Annotated in this window: 19 protein-coding genes; 6 read left to right on the top strand and 13 right to left on the bottom strand. The window is 43.4% G+C overall.

Translation table 11 applies throughout. The annotated features are described in order from the left end of the window. Window positions 1-53: 53 nt before the first annotated feature. The 8 genes from betA to GCHA_RS20355 form a co-directional block, all read right to left on the bottom strand. Window positions 54-1,724, bottom strand: coding sequence for a choline dehydrogenase (gene betA / locus GCHA_RS20320; protein ID WP_007991706.1), 1,671 nt, complete (start codon window positions 1,722-1,724; stop codon window positions 54-56). Then, a complete protein-coding gene (betB, locus tag GCHA_RS20325) occupies window positions 1,724-3,187 on the bottom strand; it encodes a betaine-aldehyde dehydrogenase (RefSeq protein WP_007991708.1) in 1,464 nt (487 codons plus the stop codon). Before betB ends, betA begins: the two co-directional genes overlap by 1 nt. A gap of 1 nt (window position 3,188) precedes the next feature. Then, window positions 3,189-3,779: a transcriptional regulator BetI gene (gene betI, locus GCHA_RS20330; protein WP_008302831.1), complete on the bottom strand. Its 591-nt coding sequence runs from the start codon at window positions 3,777-3,779 to the stop codon at window positions 3,189-3,191. A 520-nt stretch (window positions 3,780-4,299) separates the two neighbouring features. After that, complete coding sequence (locus tag GCHA_RS20335) at window positions 4,300-5,658, bottom strand: ATP-grasp domain-containing protein (RefSeq protein ID WP_007991716.1); 1,359 nt, start codon at window positions 5,656-5,658, stop codon at window positions 4,300-4,302. Window positions 5,659-5,681: 23 nt separating this feature from the next. Further along, window positions 5,682-6,500: a hypothetical protein gene (locus tag GCHA_RS20340; protein WP_007991718.1), complete on the bottom strand. Its 819-nt coding sequence runs from the start codon at window positions 6,498-6,500 to the stop codon at window positions 5,682-5,684. 108 nt (window positions 6,501-6,608) lie between these two features. Further along, window positions 6,609-7,433: a hypothetical protein gene (locus GCHA_RS20345; protein ID WP_007991719.1), complete on the bottom strand. Its 825-nt coding sequence runs from the start codon at window positions 7,431-7,433 to the stop codon at window positions 6,609-6,611. 129 nt (window positions 7,434-7,562) lie between these two features. Further along, entirely contained in the window at window positions 7,563-7,895 is a 333-nt protein-coding gene (locus tag GCHA_RS20350) for a hypothetical protein (RefSeq protein ID WP_007991721.1), read from the bottom strand. Window positions 7,896-8,244: 349 nt separating this feature from the next. After that, window positions 8,245-8,538: a hypothetical protein gene (locus GCHA_RS20355; protein ID WP_039992867.1), complete on the bottom strand. Its 294-nt coding sequence runs from the start codon at window positions 8,536-8,538 to the stop codon at window positions 8,245-8,247. A 238-nt stretch (window positions 8,539-8,776) separates the two neighbouring features. On the opposite strand from GCHA_RS20355, the gene GCHA_RS20360 reads away from it, so the two are divergent. The 3 genes from GCHA_RS20360 (at window position 8,777) to GCHA_RS20370 (ending at window position 10,346) form a co-directional block, all read left to right on the top strand. Beyond that, window positions 8,777-9,760, top strand: a complete 984-nt coding sequence (locus GCHA_RS20360; protein ID WP_007991723.1) for a hypothetical protein — start codon at window positions 8,777-8,779, stop codon at window positions 9,758-9,760. Between the two features lie 198 nt (window positions 9,761-9,958). Continuing rightward, window positions 9,959-10,162: a type II toxin-antitoxin system Phd/YefM family antitoxin gene (locus tag GCHA_RS20365; RefSeq protein WP_083881867.1), complete on the top strand. Its 204-nt coding sequence runs from the start codon at window positions 9,959-9,961 to the stop codon at window positions 10,160-10,162. Next, window positions 10,143-10,346, top strand: coding sequence for a type II toxin-antitoxin system YoeB family toxin (locus GCHA_RS20370; protein ID WP_007991728.1), 204 nt, complete (start codon window positions 10,143-10,145; stop codon window positions 10,344-10,346). The genes GCHA_RS20365 and GCHA_RS20370 overlap by 20 nt, the downstream gene beginning before the upstream one ends. 339 nt (window positions 10,347-10,685) lie before the next feature. On the opposite strand, the gene GCHA_RS20375 is transcribed toward GCHA_RS20370, so the two are convergent. The 3 genes from GCHA_RS20375 to GCHA_RS20385 form a co-directional block, all read right to left on the bottom strand. After that, the gene (locus tag GCHA_RS20375; RefSeq protein WP_153810728.1) at window positions 10,686-10,976 is read right to left on the bottom strand and encodes a hypothetical protein; all 291 of its coding nucleotides are present in this window, start codon (window positions 10,974-10,976) and stop codon (window positions 10,686-10,688) included. A gap of 81 nt (window positions 10,977-11,057) precedes the next feature. Next, window positions 11,058-11,288: a hypothetical protein gene (locus tag GCHA_RS20380; RefSeq protein ID WP_007991730.1), complete on the bottom strand. Its 231-nt coding sequence runs from the start codon at window positions 11,286-11,288 to the stop codon at window positions 11,058-11,060. A 94-nt stretch (window positions 11,289-11,382) separates the two neighbouring features. Then, on the bottom strand, window positions 11,383-11,637 hold the full coding sequence (locus GCHA_RS20385; protein ID WP_007991731.1) for a hypothetical protein: 255 nt from the start codon (window positions 11,635-11,637) through the stop codon (window positions 11,383-11,385). A gap of 589 nt (window positions 11,638-12,226) precedes the next feature. Here GCHA_RS20385 and GCHA_RS20390 point away from each other — a divergent pair. Continuing rightward, window positions 12,227-12,448, top strand: a complete 222-nt coding sequence (locus tag GCHA_RS20390; RefSeq protein ID WP_007991732.1) for a hypothetical protein — start codon at window positions 12,227-12,229, stop codon at window positions 12,446-12,448. Between the two features lie 318 nt (window positions 12,449-12,766). On the opposite strand, the gene GCHA_RS20395 is transcribed toward GCHA_RS20390, so the two are convergent. Further along, entirely contained in the window at window positions 12,767-17,071 is a 4,305-nt protein-coding gene (locus GCHA_RS20395; protein ID WP_007991733.1) for a DEAD/DEAH box helicase, read from the bottom strand. 269 nt (window positions 17,072-17,340) lie between these two features. Then, entirely contained in the window at window positions 17,341-18,096 is a 756-nt protein-coding gene (locus GCHA_RS20400; RefSeq protein WP_007991734.1) for a DUF6515 family protein, read from the bottom strand. Window positions 18,097-18,446: 350 nt separating this feature from the next. Here GCHA_RS20400 and GCHA_RS20405 point away from each other — a divergent pair, with 350 nt between their 5' ends. Together GCHA_RS20405 and GCHA_RS20410 are read left to right on the top strand one after the other, a co-directional pair. Continuing rightward, window positions 18,447-18,911, top strand: coding sequence for a (2Fe-2S)-binding protein (locus GCHA_RS20405; RefSeq protein ID WP_007991735.1), 465 nt, complete (start codon window positions 18,447-18,449; stop codon window positions 18,909-18,911). Beyond that, the gene (locus GCHA_RS20410; protein ID WP_007991736.1) at window positions 18,908-21,157 is read left to right on the top strand and encodes a xanthine dehydrogenase family protein molybdopterin-binding subunit; all 2,250 of its coding nucleotides are present in this window, start codon (window positions 18,908-18,910) and stop codon (window positions 21,155-21,157) included. Before GCHA_RS20405 ends, GCHA_RS20410 begins: the two co-directional genes overlap by 4 nt. Window positions 21,158-21,163: the final 6 nt, after the last annotated feature.

Genomic DNA, 21,163 nt, shown 5'->3' on the forward strand with positions numbered 1-21,163 from the left:
TGACGCGCATTACGCAGCAAAAAATACAATTTGCTGCGCTTCAGATGGCCAGATTAAATCGTTGCGTTACGTTGCACTGTTTGCCAATTGCTTGATGTAGCAACCTTCACGGGCGCTTGACTAAGCTCTGGCTTTCCTAAAATCATGTCTGCTGCTTTTTCCGCAACCATGATAGTTGGCGCGTTCAAATTACCATTTGGCACAGTGGGGAAAATCGACGAGTCCACTACTCTCAAACCTTGAATACCGTGAACCTGAGTGCTGGAATTCACCACGGCCATGGCGTCTTCTCCCATTCGGCAAGAACACGAAGGGTGGTAAGCACTTTCAACCGCTTGGCGCACGAAAGCATCAATTTCTTCGTCTGTTTGAACATGCTTGCCAGGCTGAATTTCGTCATCACGATATTCATCAAACGCGCTTTGCTCGATAATCTCTCGGGTTAGGCGCACACATGCGCGAAAACCTTCAATGTCGTCTTGATGTTGCAAGTAATTGAACTGAATTTTCGGCGCTTGTGTTGGGTCAGCTGATGTAATCGTGACCGCACCGCGACTTTTTGGTTTGTTGTGACCTACGTGTACTTGAAATCCGTGCCCAGCAAACGCACTACGCCCGTCGTAACGCATAGCAGCCGGTAAAAAGTGGTACTGTATATCTGGCCACTCAACCCCAGGTTTTGAGCGAATAAACGCACAAGATTCAAAGTGATTCGTTGCGCCTAAGCCTTTGCGCGTAAACAACCAACGTGCACCGATCAAACCCTTTGAAATCAAACCGAGTTTGCCGTTTAAGGTAATGGGCTGCTTACACTTGTACTGAAAGTAGAATTCCAAGTGGTCTTGCAAGTTCTGCCCTACACCAGGTAAATGATGTTTCACCTCAACACCCGCCGCCTGAAGCGTATCGCTATCACCGATACCTGAAAGTTGTAAAAGGTGGGGAGAGCCTATCGAACCAGCACTTAACAGTACTTCTGTGGTGGCCTTCGCAGTGGTTTTATTACCATCGATACTGTATTCAACACCTACGGCTTTTTTGCCCTCAAGAATCACCTTTTCAGCCAAAGCACCGGTCACTATGGTTAAGTTGTTGCGTGATTTAACCGGGTCAAGATATTCACGACTGGCAGAACTGCGTACGCCGTCTTTCACCGTCATATGCATAGGGCCAAAGCCCTCCTGCTGTGCGGCGTTGTAATCATCGGTGGCGGCATAACCGGCTTGCTTACCTGCTTCGATAAAGGCGCCATACAGCGGATTAGCCATTTCATTGCCGTTATTTACGCCAAGGGGCCCTTTGTCACCGCGATAAGCATCTTTGCCTAAATAGAATGATTCGGCTTTTTGAAAATATGGCAAACAAGATTGGTAGTCCCAGCCTTGTGCACCATGCTCTTGCCACTCATCAAAGTCTTTGGCGTGGCCGCGCACGTACACCATGCCATTAATAGACGATGAACCACCTAACACCTTGCCCCGAGGGCAATGCATTTTTCGGTTATCTAAATAAGGTTCGGCTTCGGTGTGAAATTGCCAAGCAAGTTTTTCAGTGTTCATGGGAATAGACAGCGCGGTGGGCATCTTGATAAAGATGTTTTTATCGCTGCCGCCGGTTTCCAATAACAACACTTGATTGCTGGCATCTTCGGATAAGCGATTTGCCAGCACACACCCTGCAGAGCCTGCGCCCACGATAATGTAGTCGTAAGTTTGCTCAGCCATTAAAACGGGCTCTCTATGTCGGTCATACCCACGTAAATGGATTTAGTTTGGGTGTAGTGATCAAGTGTTTCGATACCGTTTTCGCGACCGATACCAGACTGCTTATAGCCACCTACCGGCATTTCTGCAGGTGAATTGCCGTAACTGTTGATCCAGCAAATACCGGCTTGTAGTTTATGAATAACGCGGTGCGCGCGCTTGATATCTTTGGTGAATACACCAGCGGCCAAGCCTAAGTGGGTATCGTTTGCACGGCGAATAACATCTGCTTCGTCATCAAACACCAACAGACTCATCACCGGGCCAAAGATTTCTTCTTTGACTATGGTCATATCGTCGGTGCAATCGGTAAATACCGTTGGTGCCACAAAATAACCGTTAGGGGCCGATTCAGGGCTCAACGTGGTGCCACCTGTCAGCAGGGTTGCGCCCTCTTCGGTGCCCTTGTTGATATATCCCATCACTAGGTCTTGATGCTTTTTCGAAATCAAGGCACCCAAGTTAACGTTCGGATCGAGCGGATCACCAGCGATAATGTTATTTTCTATGCGGGTTTTAAGCTCATCTACAAACGCTTGATAAACTGACTTATGAACGTAAACACGGGTGCAATTGGTGCACACTTCACCTTGGGTGTAGAAGTTACCAAGCATAGCTGCGCTCACCGCTTGGGATACGTCAGCATCTTCAAATACTAATAGAGGTGATTTCCCCCCTAGTTCCATGGTCACGTCTTTCAATGAGCCTGCGGCACTGGCAACCACTTTTTTACCTGTACCTACCTCACCGGTAAACGAGACTTTTTCAATATCTGGGCTTTGGGTTAACCATTGGCCTACTTCCGCAGCGCCTTGCACCACGTTAAATACACCAGCAGGAACGCCCGCCTCTACAAAAATTTCCGCGAGCTTAATTGCACCTAAAGGTGTCTCTTCTGACGGTTTGAAAATTAAAGCATTTCCTGCAGCAAGCGCTGGGCCTGACTTCCAGCAAGCGATTTGCAATGGGTAGTTCCATGCGCCAATACCGGCACAAACGCCTAGCGGCTCTTTGCGGGTATAGTAAAAATCATCACCAACCATTTGTTGCTGACCCACTTGAGCTGGGGCAAGACCCGCAAAATACTCAATAACATCTGCGCCCGTTTGCACATCAACGCACTCGGCCTCTTGCCAAGGTTTACCGGTATCCAGTACTTCAATTTTGGCCAGTGCATCATTGCGTTCACGCAGTAATGACACGGCTTTTATTAAAATACGGCTACGCTCAATGGGCGTCATCGCTGACCACTGTGCGAACCCTTCTTTAGCGCTTTTGATTGCCGCTTGTTGAATTGTCGCGTCTGCCACCTCAACGTGGTAAATCACTTCGTCAGTGGCTGGGTTTTTAACGGCAAAGCTCTCGCCAGATTGATTTGCGAGAAATTGGCCATGAATGAAATTTTGGTAAACTGGTGTTGTCACGTTAGTGTCCATATTGTTTGATAAGTGAACGCACATAGTCTTTTGCTAGCCGCTCACAGTGTTCAAATTCATCTTTGTCAGACTTGCTTAGTACTGCTCGTAACCACAAGCCATCGATCATTGCCGCGCTTAATTCAGCGGCAACTCTTGCGTCTTCTACGCTCATTAGTTGTCTAAATGAGCACGCTAAATTACTGCACAGTCTTCTGCTGTTTACGTTCTGTAAGCGATGCAATTCAATGTCGTGCATGGACTGAGCCCAAAAGCTCAACCAAGTTTTAGTTGCATCACTTTGCTGTTGAAGCCGCGAAAAGTTGGCTTCAACAATTAACATCAACCGTTGTTCAGGTGTGGTATCCGCCTTTAATCCACCTAACAGCGATTGCTTCAAATTTGATAATAAATAGCGCACGGTTGCTTCAATCAGGCCCTGCTTACCACCAAAGTAATGGCTGATAATGCCCGACGACAAACCCGCTTTTTTACTGATGCTATTAATGGTGGTTGCACGTAATCCAAGTTCCGCCACAGATTCAATAGTGGCATCGATTAATTGCTGACGACGTACAGGCTGCATTCCAACTTTAGGCATATTTCTCGCTAACGCTTTTGTTAATTGAACGTTCAATAAAAATAAAGGTTAAGGTAATAGGATTGATAATTCAACGTTGACAATCTGTAAATTGACCAGATAAATGCGTAGAGCTGAATCTAACTCGCCGCAATACCGCGTCAGTAAAGAGCAAACGAAAGAATTAAAAATAATCACTTTTTTTGATAAAAAATCGCTAAAACCAGCTAAAAATGCCGCTTTCGATCACATCAGGCTTAACAATTGATATGAGAAATGCCGTCATAAAAATGTAATATTTGGTAGTACACTAACGATTTATTGCGTGGTAAATTTCCCGTCTACCAAGTGGTAGAAAGCGGTACTGATTTGAAGAAAATAACCTTAGAAAAACGGCTGTGCAGTATTCAGAATAAACAAAACAAGTCGGGTAATTGGCCTAGTGCCATGTGAGATACAAGATGCTAAGAGCTAGATGCAAGAAATGAGAAGTGGGAAGCGCCAAAGGCTATAAATTAGCTATTAACGCCATAGTCTCTTGTTAGGATAACTTGGGATGCTTCAAACCAGATAACACGTTAACAACCTCTTTTAACTTGGCTTCGGAATGTGTAATCGCTGTAAAGAAGGCTAAATACGGTTCCTCTTCAAAATGATTTTCATTGAACTCAAAATGTCTCGGAACTGCTGTATCGATGCGAATATTAACATCAGGAAAAATGGCTTTAAGTTTGATATTGGTAAAGTCCCCCCAAGATTCAATTTTTCCAGGGTTTGCAGCATATAGTGGATAGTGAAGGCAATGTATTCCACTCTCTTCGGACTCAAACGTTAATTTTTTTGGATCTAGTCCTAATTGCAAGTAACAATGAATTTTCTCTAAATCATACCCACTTCGATTCATTGCGGACAACCACAGCATACCTCCAGGTGAACGCGCATTAACTTCGATAAGGTGAAGCTCTCCTTCCGACTCGATTCCTTCTATATGAAAAACACTATCAGGGTATCTCAGTCCGCGGAGTATATGTTTAGCAAATTCGCATACAATTTCTTCTTCGGTAGTTAAAGGTTTGAAATTTTGAATATTTTCGTCAAATGACTTGATTGGAGGAGTTACAGTAGGACCGTCTCCTATATAGGTACTTTGGATGACTTTTAATTTATGTTGTACGATCGCGTAAATTTCATCGCCGATCAAATATCCATCAATCGAAAATTCAGTTCCGTCTATAAAAGGCTCTATAACTTTAGCCATGCGTCTTTCGGACGAAACATTCAATGTTTCGAGAACGTCTTCAGGAAAAAGTTTATTTTCTGGAATTGGCTCCTTTGCGTATTCGACTGCACGAAGCCAAGAATTAAATATTTTAACTCCCTCAGCACTTGCACCAAACGCAGGTTTTACGACGTATCTATCACTTGGAGACTCTATCTTTTTAAGATGTAGAGAGGACTTTGCATTTACTTCAACAAATTGTGTGCAAAAATTAAAGTGTGATAAGTATCTTTCTTTATCACACTTGTATAGAGACATAGTTTCTCGACAAGCAATCTTATCGCAAGCGCACAAAGTACCTAAATCAAAATTACCAAGTACCTCTTTTTCAATTGCTAGCTTTGCTAGCAAAGCAAATTCATTTAATGCAATAAAGCGCAAAGTTCCAGAGTCCATTTCTTTAGGAAAGAAACGAATGAGTTCCGACTTTAAATTCTTTATATCTCCTCTGAAAACTCCGCTGACCCCTAAAGGAACGTCGCTGTAGCTTGAGTTCCAACCATCAACAATCGCGATAAAAGTCTTAGAATCTTTACCTAGATGCTCTCTCAACTTCGTCACAAAGCGATGAGTCTTCTCGTAAATTTGGTCTACAACGAGTATTACAGTTAGTTTTTTCATAAACCATTACGACCTAATAGCAACTAGCTGTTTTTGGCGTTCGATTTATCGAAATACAAGTTAAGCAAGTAAAAACCGAACATTATTTTTCCTAAAAACAACATCCAAGCAATGCTATTGGCGGAAACAGCAGAAGCAAATAACTCAATATTATCTAGAGAGCATTTTGTTAGAAAAATATGCTCTTTAACAGTTAAGCAGTCACGGCCTGGTGCTGCCAGTTGGGCTGCTCCAAACAACAGTATACTTAAATTAGTTACTGTATCTGGTGACTTAAAATTTCTGCGTAATACTGAATACAAAGATAGAACTATGAGGCAATTGCAAGTATTTACCATAAGCCTTAGAGCTTGGTCATTCTGTTCATTGACCGTTTCACCTTGAATACTTCCACGCCAAAGTGTAAACGCGACAAGTGCAAAACCTATAACAACAATAGGTAATATTTCCGCCCTTCGTTCCTTTTGACGAGGAGAATTTTTACTCACAAACACCCAAGCTAAAATGAAACAAATAGTCCCAAACATTTCAATGTATGGCTCGACAATTTGCTGATCGTGATTGATTAAATGGAGCGCGCCTATCAAAAGGTATGCCAGTGACAAAAAACCTAATGGCATTGTCATTGGCTTATATGAGGAATCCATGCAGTCATACATAAAGCACACACCTAGGAGCAATCCTATAATAAAGCTAATAACTGCTGAAAAGTTCGCAGTTGGATTTACCTCAATAAAAAAGGCCGAAATTATAGCCACTACGAGTCCCGAGACTACTGTTCCTAGCCATGTGCTTTTCTGGAAATACTCATCTACTCTTTGCTTTGCCGAAGTTACATTCATTTTAAATGGCTCCATTACAAAATTACTAGTTACCCCATTGAGGCTTGCTTTCAGTGACTAATTAAATCCAATGTAATTTTAAGTCGAACAAGTTTAGGTTGTCGTAAGCTATTCATCCTTTCGATCACGAACTTTTTCATCAATTTCAGCTGACATAGTGTGCTCAACTTCCTGGCCACTTGAGAGACCAGTCATCGCGAACTTTAGTCCTGCAACGAGCCAACTTATCCCGAACGCTATTAAGCAAACTACCTCGACCCAAAATATGGATTGGTCACTCGGCGCATCAGTATCAGCCAAAAGAAATCGTAGACAAATAGAGGCAATCATACTTAGCCCGCACATGTAATAAATGATTCTTCGCCTAAAAAGCTGTTTTTTAAATTGAGGATATTTTTTTTCTTTTTTGCATGTTCTATGAGCAAATATAAAACATAATATGCACAGTATCCCAATAAGTCCGAAAGCTCCTGTAAAGTGTACTGTGGGCGTCAATTCCCACGAGTACATATTGCAATGTGCGTCTGGTGAATTTTCCCAGAGTTCTTTGCACTTTGTTGGTAAATCTCTAAGAATGTGGGGGTTTTCCTCCGTAAGTATAGCAATCCATCGTCCATTGATGTCAGTGGGGAAACAGGCCACCAAAAGAGCAAACACTCCAGCTAATTTGGTCAAGATGAACTGAATTCTACTCGTACCGTGAAAGGCAAATAAGAATGACGCAACAATACATAGTATCCCAACAAACGGAATAACTGAGCCCAAATGAAAGGTTACACTTATGCTTGTTGGAATATTCGAGATCGTCCACGTTAGATCGGTATAAAAAAAATAAGTGATAGTAGTGATAAGCGCAACAGCGATTGCCAATAAACCAACTATCGTCCTCAGAGCCTCATAGTAGAAGATTTCTTTATGAATCGCTTTATCCATACCTTGCCCATCCCAATTACACTTATGCTTAATCCTACATTCGACAAGCTGCTTCTTTTAGTAAGCTATCATTTCTAAAAAAGTTAAATCAGACTTAAGTGTTACCTGTCAGATTTCAAATTTTGCTGATTAAAAGTTTGCACTAAAAAGAATCATAAAGCCGCCCACATCTCTTTTCTGTATTAGATCTGAACTGTCTGTAAAGCTCGTTGTATCGCCGTCTTTTAAACCATCGCGTAGTGTTTCAAATTCTGTATATCGAAAATACCCAAACCCTATATTCATCACATTTTTTTGACGCAGGCCAAACTTCGCCCTAACTCCCATTACCGACCCTAAGCTATTAGCTTGCTGCGTGGCAAGACTAACTGATACAAATGGACCAACGCCATATTGGTATTTTCCTCGTGACCAATCCCAAAAATAATGAGCTTCAAGCATCAAAGCTAACTGAGTGCCCACCTTTTCCCAACAAATATGGTTCCATCGCCTCCTTCGGCATTGCTTTCAATTTCAACATCTTCAATATAGTCTGGCCCGTTGTATGAAAGGAAAACTAGCGCGGGGTTCCAATTAAACCCACCGAAATCAGCAGCTTCCTTTTTTCTTCTTCTGCCTTTTTTGCGTCCTCAATAGCTTCCACAACTTCCGTTGGAGCAGGCGCGACAGTATTTGGATTCGATGTTGACGAAGCTGAGCTCAAAGTACTCAACCGCGATAGTGCAGGGTCCTTTCCTGTTGCAACTCTTTCTAACAATAAATTTTCTACGTTTTTAGCTGCTTTTGTATAAAGATGAATATCTTCGGTTGCTTAAGGCTTTTTAGGTAACCCGAAACCTGCGTCCACACACTCTTGAACATTAACAAAATTGTTTCTATACCCAGATGTTGTCAAAGGGTAATAAGTAGTTCCCTTTCCATGGCATAGGTAATTTCTCGAAAGTTTAACTTCAGCATCTTTGCCTTTACTATTCTGTATATAGACACCGAACTCTTCTTGATTTTGGGTTTCCGCTGCAATATCAGCAACTTGAGCTTGACTTGTGGAGGGGTAAAAAATTAGAAAAACGGTAGTTGTTATAAACAATGATTTGAGAGGTGTCATAGAAATTCCTTTTCCTTGCTAACGTTATCTTTCACAAGTTAATTAATGAAGTCGAAAACCAAGCTGATCATTTTTTAACCTAACAAAAGCAACAAAGCAAGATATTTGTTTAAAAATCAAACAAAACATCATTCTATGACCAATAAAAAAAGAAAGAAAGACACCCATGATAAAAATGGTCAATTTTATAGGCTAAACTACACTTAATTTGTGTTTCATTCTGTCAGGTAGATGGACTATGCCTCAACCGCGAAAAAGCCAAATTAGTTTAATCGATACGCCCTATTACCATTGTGTTTCCCGATGTGTCCGTCAATCATATTTATGTGGCACTGATAAGCACTCTGGGCAAAGTTACGAGCATCGCCGAGGTTGGGTAGAAGAGCGTTTATTGTTTCTAGCGACAGTATTCGCAATAGACATTTGTGCTTATGCAGTCATGAATAATCACACGCATGTAGTGCTTTGTGTGGATAAAGCGTTGGCTGATAATTGGGATAGCGATGAAGTGTTGAGGCGCTATCACAAGCTGCACAGAGGCACATTGCTGACTCAGAAATTCATGAATGGCGATACGCTGAGCCAAGGAGAGCTAATCACCTTTGATGAAACCGTTGAAATCTATCGACACCGTTTGTACGACATAAGCTGGTTTATGCGTGACTTGAATGAGTATATTGCTCGCGAAGCCAATAAAGAAGACGGCTGCACTGGTCGTTTCTGGGAAGGGAGGTTTAAATCTCAAGCTTTGTTGGATGAAAGTGCGGTCTTAGCGTGTATGGCTTATGTGGACCTGAATCCCATTCGTGCAAAAATGGAAAAAACACCAGAAACATCAAAGCACACCAGTATCAAAAAACGCATTCACGCCGCTAAAAACAAACAACCTCAACCGAGCGTTTTAACACCCTTTGTGGGAAACCCTCGTGAAAATATGCCCCAAGGTATCCCCTACTCACTGAAAGACTATTGTGAGCTCGTCGACACTACGGGCCGATGCATTCGTGATGATAAGGCAGGTCATATCGATAATACTCAAAGCCCAATTTTAGAACGACTCGGCTTAGATTCTGCTCAATGGCTAACGTTAACCACTGAGTTTGAAAAACACTTTTGCTACGCTGCAGGTGCGGAGCAAATGATGAATGCGTTCAAACGCCACACCCATCATCAACGACTGCGAGGAATGACCAAAGCGAAAGCGTTGTTAAAACGCGCATAAGACATTGTAACTAACACATTTAATGCATCTCTTGTAACGTAGGCGTTTGCCTAAAAATTGACCTTTCGCGCCGTTTTCTCCTTCAACGCTTAATATTCCGGTAAAAATCCCCAATCATTCAAATCAAAAGTACTTTGACGCTTATTGAGGGGGATTTTCCCCTAAACAGCAGAGCTTTTTATACGATTCTAAAGATGGCTGTCTTTATTAGTAGTAACTCGAAGAGCTGGTGAAGCCTTTATTGTAATGAGTGCTGATGATTGGGAAAGAGAGCAAGAAACATTACATGTATTGCAAAGTAGTAACTTGATGCAACAAATTGCCGAATCGATGGAAACTAACGGAAGCAGTAAAGGCTATAAACCAACAAAAGAGCAATTAGATGAGATCACTAGTTTTTGAAGGTAAAACTTGGCTCAACTATGAATTAATGAGAGAGAAAGACAAGAAACTTCATAAGGCGCTATGTAAATTATTAAAAGAAATGATGCGCTCAGATCCTGCTAGTGGTTTAGGTAAGCCGGAGCCATTAAGGCATAACTTATCTGGCTTATGGTCAAAGCGTATTCTCAGAAAGATAGGCTGATTTATAAATTTGATGATGAATACATCTACATTTTTGCACTAGGTGGTCACTATGATCAAAATTAGAAAAATATAACGACGGTGTAGAAAAACCCTCTCCTTTGAAAATTGATATAAAAACCAGCCTCATTTGGCCTTATAAACGCGTCGCTACGTGAAACCCGGATAGGTTTAACCATTAAACAACAGAAATATTTTACGTGGCGCGCTACGGTTTATTGACTTAGACCTTTTTCTACAGCCTCAACTTTTAAATAAGGGGCGATAACGCGCAGGCTAAAATACGGAACGAAGTGACGGTAGTCTACGTGTTAGTGTCCCGCTGACTTGGTTTGTTATATTACGTTTTCACCAAACTCGGAATGGCTTTTTTACAGCTAACACAATTAGAGGGTACATCGATATTTCCTAAAAAGCTGGCTGATACGCCAACGGGCTTGTCGCATTCACTACACTTAATCGAAGCTAAAGAGGCAAACCCATAAGTATTACTAACAACCAGGCCTATAATTAAAGCCACAAAACCTATCGTACCCAATGAAATGGAAAAAATAAAAAATAGAAATAAAATGCCACGTGATTGCCATACTTTCGATCTAGCAACTGAGCGGTAGTAATGCTGGTTTTTCATAAAGTAATAGCCCCCAAGCATGGGATTTTATGAGCGCTTTGGGAGAAGCCCAGTGAGTTTACGAACAACATAATTCACTTGTTAGGTGCCTGACTTTATAAAAGGTCTAAAGACAAAGAACAAGCTAACTAAAACAAAAATACTAATGAACAACCAATATATAGCAGGGTTATCAATGGTATTAATAACATCATGTTTCCCAAATGGAAGCCGACCAAGTATTAACGAAATGATTGCTAGTCCAATAAATAAAGCAGCAACTATCCAGTCACCTTTAATTGCTTTATTAACGGATTCCTTAAAGCTATTCATTCAATGAGCACCTAACGCCAAGCGCACCAGAAAACACGAGTGCTTTGGCCGAAGGCCAGCGAGTGGTTTTCTGAGTGACGCGCCTTGTTAGCCATTAGCGGTTTATGCCATAGACATTTGGCTGAACAAAATTTACGAAAGGCGGAAACTCACTAACATCATCAATGTAATTTTCTAACGTTTTACCGACGAAGTAATCATCAAAAATTTCGATAACCTTAGTTTCAAACTCTTTACCGCCTATCTTTAATATGACCACATCACCCAAGCGAATTTTGAAATTCATAATTGACTGCGAAGAATCACTCATAACAGTCATAGGCACGGAATCGTTTATATCTAAATCCATGATATTTCCTTAATGGCTAACGCTTATCATCGAGCATGTCGTACATGTAACTTCTCGATTTGATCTGAATTCTCGTCATTTCCAGCACTTACCTTCTGATTTTATTGATCATTATTGCTTTTCATGCCTTCAAAACCACTCAGAGTTACAAAAGCAAAAGGAGACCTGTGTATAACGCGACTTTTCTGCTTCCCATTAAATGCTATGTGGAAAATATTTTCCATAGTTAAATTAATAGCTTAGCGTTTTTGTGGGAAGCAAAGTGAGACCGAACAAAATTACATAGTGGGAAGCGATATAGGTACTCTTCGTTAAATCTCATTATACCTGAGTTTTTATACATGTAATTTAAGCAGAGATTAATTCGCGAGCCAGTCAACTGAGAGCTTTATTAAATGGGATCTTATGGTGCACAAAAAGCTAATGTCGAATATTCGCAGTGGGCACTTTACACGCAGTAGGCACTTTACCCGCTGGGGTTGAATAACGAGCTGCTGCCCTAAATATCTATTGGTAGGTCTTGCTAATCGAGCGAACCAGATAAGCTATGTATACAAGCTAGCGATAAAACGTTAATCAAGGAGCCTTTATGACTGACTATAATGATAAAAGTAACCTAGAAGACAGCCCCGCCGTTGCGACTAAAGCGATAAAAACAGCCATCGCCAATGGCGACGAAACGCGCTTAAAAACGCTGCTTACCAATGAAGTATTTGATGAATTAGAAAAAAGTCACTTTATCGATATGGCTAAAGAGCAAGGCAACCCAGCAATCGTAAAGCTAATTGAAGATACCCCAGCAACGCCTTAATTTACGACGCGCCAGCCCCCGAACGTAAAATGCGCAAGTTCTAAAACTCGAAAAAGTTAGACACTCGCGCTTTGCCACCGCGATTGTCGGGAGCATTCAACAGCGAGCCACAAGCCCTGCAGCAATACTAGGCTTTAGGAGTACTTGGCGTCAGGAGTACTTGGCTTCAGGAGTTCTTGGCTGCAGGCCACATTAATCTAATATCAATGCTTATTGTTGCGACTTGCGGCAGCCGTTTCGCTGCTGCGTATGGGGGCGGTCGCGGTGCTCGATGCTCGGCACGCGGCCATTCCTGTTCGATAAGTCTTACGTTTTTGTTTAAAACGTTTCTTTCAGTAAATTCAGCATATCGTCTACCGATAGCTTCGCCGATGCTTCGTTTCCTGCTAACAGATTGTCTGCTAAGTCACGTTTTTGCTTATGCAGCGCAACAATCTTTTCCTCGATTGTGTTTTGGGTAATCAGTCGATAAATCGTTACTGGCCGCAGTTGCCCGATCCGATGGGCTCGGTCTGATGCTTGCTCTTCTACTGCTGGGTTCCACCAAGGATCCATGTGGATCACGTAGTCTGCGGCGGTTAAATTCAAACCTGAGCCACCAGCCTTTAAGCTGATTAAGAATATATCCCCCTGCCCGCGCTGGAAGGCGTTAACGCTTGCTTGCCGCTGCTTTTGCGGCGTTGAACCATCTAAATATTGATAATCAAAACCTTTGTCTTCTAGATGTTGCTTAATCAATTGTAAATGCCCAACAAACTGACTAAATATAAGCGCTTTATGATTGTTCAGTTTCAGCTCTTCTAATAACGCATCGAGGGCGGCTAGCTTAGCACTGGGGATAGTCGTTTCTGCCATGACCAATTTCGGGTTACAACATGCTTGGCGCAATTTAACTAATTCGGCAAGCATTCTAATGCGCTGCTCACTCGCATTGGCCTGTTGACCACTTTGGTTAATATTGTCTATGGCGTTTAATCTCAGCGCTTCATAGAAATCACGTTCTTGAGAGCTCATTTCAACCCGAATATTGATTTCAGTTCGTGATGGTAATTCCGTTAACACTTGGTTTTTCATGCGCCGTAAAATAAAGGGCTGAATAAGTGTTTTAAGGGCTTGGCTAGCCTTTCGTGCCGCTAGTGGGTCTTCCTGCGCATTTTCGATTGGCAGCGAGAATCGCTGTGCAAAGCGTTTAATGTTACCCAGCAACCCAGGGTTGATAAAGCGAAATAGACTCCACAACTCGGTCAAATTGTTCTCAATGGGAGTGCCTGTGGTGATCATCTTAAAGTCGCTTTTAAGGGCATACGCGGCTTTGGTTCGTTTGGCCAATGGATTTTTAAGTGCTTGGGCTTCATCGGCGACTATTGAGTGCCATTGCACCTTTTTAAGTATTTCACTTTCTCTTTGCAATAAACCGTAGCTGATGATGACACAATCAAATGGGCCTAATTCACTGAGTAATACTTCACGGGCAATCGTATTAGTTGAGTCAGCGAATACCTTAATGATCAAAGTAGGCGCAAATTTCAGTGCTTCTTGTTGCCAGTTAAAACACACAGATGTAGGGGCGATAACAAGGCTCGGCCCTTCGTTCGCTCGCGATAACAAAATAGCTAAGGCCTGAAGGGTTTTACCTAACCCCATGTCATCCGCTAAGCACGCTCCCGCCCCCCAATGAGCAAGACGAGATGCCCAGTCAAACCCGACGAGCTGGTAATCACGTAATTGGGCTTGGAACGTTGACGGAATGTTTGGCATAAGCGCATTTGCTTGATGCATTTTTTCAGTTTGCTGCTCCCAGGCGTGAATGGTTTTCATGCGCATACCAGTGGTAGCTTCTTCCATTTGCAAGCTCGCCAAGGGATGAAATTTGCCGTCGTCTGCGACTTGGTTGATTGCCTCAAGCTTATGGCGTAAATCATCAGACAGAGCGAGTATTTGCTCTTCGCCAAGGGCGATAAACCGACCATTGCTAGTTTTTACCAGCTCTAAGAGTTTACGAAGCTCAATAACTTGTTCATTGTCTATTTGTAAGTCGCCGGTAATATCAAACCATTCATTTTTTTGACTCACTGCCAGTTGCAGGTGTTCACTGCTTAGGGTTTTCGACAAGGTCATTTTTTTGCCTTTCGGCCAACGCAGAACCAAGTCAAATTGATTGGCATTATAGGCTGTTTCGAGTTGCTCTAATGTGGTCAGTGCGGTTTGTAAATCCTCTAGCACTAAAACATTATCTGCCATATTCAAAAACATAGGGCATGCTTGGTCGAGCTGATCGAGTAGGGTTTCTTCGCGCAGTAAATCGCGCTGGGTTGCTATTCGTTTGCCGTTTAACTCTGTGGTTAAACTGGCATTACCCACCCCGGGTTTAAATGCCGGGCCTTGTTCTGAAAACGGCATCACCACACAGGTAAAAGTAAGACCTTGTTGATTTGGCTGAATATTTACCACCAAATTTTTGTCGCATTCATGGTTCTCTAACCCAGTATCGAGTTCAGTGATCTCAGATTGAATGTTCAAAAATGGCGCAATGGCCGAAATACCTTCAAGGGCTTTTTGTTTCGCACTGATGGGGATCAGCAAGCCTGCCTCGCCAATGATTTCAGCGACTTTCAAATGATCCGTATCAAAAACGGTGAGCTGATATTGGCTATCAGAAACAGCCTTTAAATTGTAAGCCTGCGGGGCGTCATATTCGCCCATCGCATCGGGTAAATCGGCAATACTCAAACACAATTGGTCACCTATTTGACTGACCAGCAATTCGGGCTCACGCTGGGCTATCTCTATGTGCTGGGTTATGTCGTCGGCTTTATAAAGATTATCTATGCCAACAGCCGCTTGCAGTGCTGGCAACCCTTGCAACAAATACTCGGCCTTTGAGTAGTAGCCCCAATTTTGAAACACCTCAATAGCGTTGCAGAGCTTTTTGTCGCTATCGGTTAGGTAATCGAACGTGTGGGTCTGTTCTTTTAAGCGTTTGAGTGACACAACGCGCCCTTTGCTCCAGCCTGATTTATTCAATTTTTGTTCACGGGCCGTAAGGCTATGACCATAGGTGTCTTCAAATTCCCAGATTAAGCGCACAGGTTTGACTGCTATTTCACTGGTCGCAGAGTCAGCGTTTTCTGCATTTGGATTAAGCGCTATGAGTTTATCAAGGGCGAGATCCCACTGTGATTTAGTAACGATAAGCTGGGTAATATCGACTAAATGTGACGTTTGTGCTGATTCAGCTGAGCTGCGGGGTTCGGCAACCTGCTTAGGGTCAAAACCGGCCGCCATTTGTGCACATAATTCGGCAAACAAGGGGTAATCAAGCTGCATAAAATGCCCTTGATATTTTAACGCTAAAGAGGCCAATGCAGGGTCTTTACTTTGGTTGCACCAAAGCTGCGCTAAAAAGTAATTGAAATAACACATCTGATGCGCAAAATGATCTTGCTCATCATCAACACTATTGTATTCAATATTGATGGCATATTTTTGCCCCGAAGAAAGACACATAATAGGCTTAACAATGCCCTGCCCTACATAATAAAAATCGCTGTTAACCTTACGGTCACTTTCTTCATATTCCACTTGTTGCAAGGCGGTGGTGAACGCACTCACATCATCCTGATTTGCCTGTACGATTAATGCCAATTTGTAGAAGTAACCCAGAAGCTCATTTAAGTATTGTTTTTTACGTTTTGTGAGCTTGTTTTTTGCCAACATAGCTTGTTCAAAATAATCGATGGCCAGCGCGTTTTGACCAATTAAAAAGCAATGTGTTGCCTGCAATTGTAAGCCGTAGCTGCTCGTATCCTGTGGGTCGTGTATGCGCAAAAAGTCATCAAACCTTAGTTGATACAAATATTGCTCTGCCAATAGATGATGGCAATCAATATTGTACGTTGGTTGTGATTTATCCCCATTGGCAGCGCAAACGCGCTCTAATAGTTCAATTGGATAAGCACAACTTTGTCCTTCAATTTGAAAGCACCTTAGCAGGGAAGCAAACGCCTGATATTGCACAGCTTTCGGTTGTTGCAAAAACGTTTCTAAATCAAAAGGTAAGAACAGTATCTCCAGCAATATTTTATTTTTATCATGCTCGATAATTTGTGGATTTTTATGAAATGACATCGCCTCTTCAAGCTGATCTGTTTGCTTTAAATAAAACAGATCTCGAATAACCCGCGCTCTATCAGCTTCTTTGTTTTGCCAGCTATAGCTGTTTACCACAGGCACTACCTGCTCCGCGGCCATGATAATTTCAAGTAACGTTTGCCCAGGTGCTAACGCAACATCTGTGGGCAGTTGGTCGATTATTTTAATTAAACAGTTGCTCAGCAAGGGGTTGAGTTGCAAACCTTCACGGTTGTTGACGAGCAGTCCTTTAGATGTCAGCTGCTGTTTTTGCTCGCTAGTGAACAAATAGTCCTTTTTGGGGGCGCTTAGCAAACCGCGGCTGTGAAGAATGGCCAGCACTTGCGCTAATTTTGTTGCGCCAATCGGCTTGTGTACCGCTGCCAAGATGAACAGCGTAACCTGATGAGCTTCATCAAGGGTTGAAAATGCTTGGTACTGGGCGTCAATTTGGTGATGGATTTGAGGCTGGATCAAAGCGGCAAGCTTCATAGTAAATTGATTCTTCATGACTATTTGTTTTCAATGGCGTGAAACTAGCAAAAACGATCCAGCTAAACAATTACTGTCACTAATAAAGCCCAGGAATAGGATAAACAACAGCGAAACTTTTGCTGATTAATCGCTGATGGGTTACTGATTGAACACTGGTTAACGAGCACTGGTTAACGAGCAATGGTATAAAGTAGCAAAGCAAGGGCACAATCCGCGTAAAAAGTGCTTAACGTCATGTGCCCAATGCTTGATTCAGCTTTAGCGCCTTAATTTAGCTTTAGTGCCAAATAACGTACATTCCCCCCTGTCGATTGCGGTAAAAAGTAAATATTGCGGTATTGAAAATACTGCTGGCCGCTCACTGTCACCAGTTTCGCACTTGGCGGAAGTGAACCATAAGTTTTACCTAGTACAAAACCACTCGTTTGATTGGCATACTGCTGGCTTTCAACTGAGTGCGCTACGATAGTGCTTCCCCCAGCGTTGTAGACATCATCTTGATAGATGAGCGTATCGCTAGGTTCGTTAATGACACGGTAAGCGCCGTCGTCAAACACATAGTAAATTCCCTGGGCGAAATAATATGTTAGACCTCTAGCAACGATGCGTTCATAACCAGCCGGTAAATAGCGTACGGTTAGCCCAACAGGTGGACGCACCACTTTATAGCCTTGCTTATAGTGGCGGTAATACAGGCCGTCATGAAAAATAAATGACAAACCACCAAAACGTAGCGACACTCCTTTGGCAGGTGCTCGTTGCACGACCGCGCCCGTTTTATACACCGCACGTTTATGCGCCTTATGATTTTTCACGCCGGCTTTGTTTACAACCGTTTTATTCACGACTGTTTTATTTACAACAACAGGGGCACTATGTTGTTTATTCTGCTGCTTGTTCTGCTGCTGATTCTGACGTTGTTCGTAACGCAGATCCTGACGCTCGTCTCGATGTTGAGCATGACCTAGTAAAGGAGCAACCATTAAGCTGACAGTAAAAGGTAATAACCATTGTATTTTCATCTTGATTCCTTAATAACGCTTTCGTTTTATAGCGATATTAGGCTGGAAAACTGAATATAAACTGACTGGCATTGCCCAGCGTTAATGCTTTACTCAAACTTTATCTTTCTTAACGCATCTTTACATTTTTGCTTCTTTTCACGCCGATATTTTCGCTATTTCTCTGACGAGCTATCGCCAGACATAGGCGTAGCTTCCCTGCTATTGGCGCTATTTGTTGTTCAATTACGCATTTTTCGCAGAAGGTGCTTACCGCCCATCCATGATTAACGTCAATAACGAGATATGATTACTTTTTTGCGACAAGTTACTTTACTCTAGCTATATCAAAGTAAAAGTAAGGCGCGCACATGCAAATAAACGTAAACGGTACACAGCACGAAGTTGATGTAGACGAAGAGATGCCACTTCTATGGGTGTTACGTGATGAGCTAAACATAACGGGCCCTAAATTCGGTTGCGGTATTGCAATGTGCGGCGCCTGTACAGTGCATATTAATGGCCAACCCGCTCGCTCGTGCTCTATGCCAGTTGGGCAAGTATCTGGTCTTATAACCACCATAGAAGGCCTTGGCACGCCCGATGCCATGCATGAAGTACAAGCAGCTTGGGTAGAGCATCAAGTTGCCCAGTGCGGGTATTGTCAACCTGGGCAAATTATGTCGGCAGCCGCATTATTGCAAATGAACCCCAACCCTGATGATGAAGCCATTGATCACGCCATGTCAGCGAATTTATGTCGCTGTGGTACCTATCCTAGAATTCGTGCTGCGATAAAAGCAGCTGCGCAAAATATTCGGGAGAAAAGCGCATGAGCACCTTAGGCAAAATCACCCGACGCACCTTTGTTATAGGCTCAACTGCCATCACGGGCGGTGTGTTATTTGGCGTGTACAAGTACAAGCAGCCCTACCCCAATCCTCTTGAAAAAAACTTGGCGCAAGGTGAGACCGCCCTGACACCTTACGTGTTAATTAATGCCAATGGCGTAACGATTATCGCGCCTCGCGCCGAAATGGGCCAAGGGGTGAAAACCACACTTGCCGCATTAGTAGCAGAAGAATTAGACATAGACGTGCAAAACGTCAGGATTGAACACGGCGTACCATCAAATGCCTATTACAACGCTGCTGTTTTAGAAGAAGGGGTGCCCTTTCCTCCCCAAGACACCAGCAGTACAGCCCAAATGGCGCGAGATTTTATGCATGTACCGGCAAAATTCTTCGGTGTACAAGTCACGGGGGGCTCTTCATCGACCGTAGATGCATTTGAAAAAATGCGTATGGCAGGCGCCACAGCCAGAGAAGCCTTGCTGTTAGCGGCAAGTGCCAAGCTAAATGTGGCTAAAAACACCCTAAGTACAGACAACGGCGAAGTGATATCAAAAGACGGCCAACGCATTGCGTATACAGAGCTCGCCAGTTTAGCGGCAAGCGTTGAGTTACCTGATGACGTAAAACTCAAGCCAAAAAGCGAGTGGAAGCAACTCGGCCGCCCAATTCCTAGAGTCGACATGGTGGAAAAATGCACAGGAACCGCCACCTTTGGTATCGATGTACTGCAAAAAGATATGCTCTACGCCACCATAAAAGTGAACCCACATCTGGGGGCAAAGTGTCACGCATTTGATACAAATAACGCCGCAAACATGAAAGGCGTTAAAGCCATTTTACCCTTGGCAGATGTAGGCGCTGCAGTGGTGGCAACCAATACCTGGTATGCCTTTAAAGCCGCCGAGAAAATTGATTTTGACTGGGCCAAAACACAGTATGCGCAAAGCACAGATGAGCTGTTTGAATCCGCCATTGCTGCGTTTAACGAAGAACACCAAGACAGTCAAAACCGCGATGACGGCGATGTTGATGCCGTAATTGGCGCAGCGGGCGATGCCACAATACATCGCGAGTACCGTGCACCGTTATTGGCCCACGCCACTATGGAGCCCATGAACGCCACGGCTATCATGAAAGATGGCCAGCTTGATGTGTGGGTTGGTACTCAAATGCCCACTTATGCACTGTCTGAAGCCGCTAGAGTGTCAGGCATTGAGGCACAGAACATTCGTATTCACACTACTTATTTAGGCGGTGGCTTTGGCCGGCGTCTGGAAATGGATTTTATTGTCTATGCGGTTATGGTCGCCAAACAGCTTGAGGGCACGCCAGTAAAAGTGACCTGGTCGCGAGAAGAAGACATGACCCATGACAGCTACAGGCCATTCGCCGTGGCCCGCTTTGAAGGCGTCACCCAGGGCAAGAATATCACTGCCTTGGATGTGAAAGTCTCCTCGCCTTCGGTGATGGAATCGCAAATGGGTCGCTTAGGAGTGTCGCTCCCGGGGCCAGACAGCACAATCGTGCAGGCCTTATGGGACCAAGCTTACACGATAGAAAACTACCGCGTGACTGGGTATAGAGTGCCAATGGGCATTCCGGTGAGTTCGTGGCGCTCTGTGGGGGCTTCACAGAACGGCTTTTTTAATGAGTCCATGATCGACGAATTAGCCATTGAAGCCAACGCCGATCCTATTGAAATGCGCTTGAGCCTAATCACCCATCAACCTACTAGAAACGTGCTTGAAGCGGTTGCCAATATGGCTAACTGGGGAAGTGACGTTGCAGAAAATCATGGCTTAGGGGTAGCGCTAGTGACCTCGTTCGGCGTGCCCGTGGCGGAAATTGTAGAGGTGGTCAATACCCCCCGCGGGATCAAAATTTTAAACGTGTATGTTGCCGCCGATGTAGGCCTTGCCATTGACTCACGGAATATTGAGGCGCAATTAATCTCAGCCGTTAATTTTGGTTTGGCCGGGGCCATGATGGGCGAAATTACCTTGCTTGACGGTAAAGTACAGCAGACTAATTTTCACAATTATGACGCGATCCGTATGCACCAGGCCCCTGTTATACATACCAAAATACTTGAAAATGGCGAACGTATTCGCGGTATCGGCGAACCAGGAACGCCGCCTGCGGCCCCAGCGCTTGCCAACGCAATATTTGCGGCAACAGGCCTGCGCATGCGTGAAATGCCATTTAACAAACACATTCAATTTGTGTAGGAGCAA

The organism is Paraglaciecola chathamensis S18K6 (genome assembly GCA_000314955.1).
GTDB classification, from domain to species: Bacteria; Pseudomonadota; Gammaproteobacteria; order Enterobacterales; family Alteromonadaceae; genus Paraglaciecola; species Paraglaciecola chathamensis.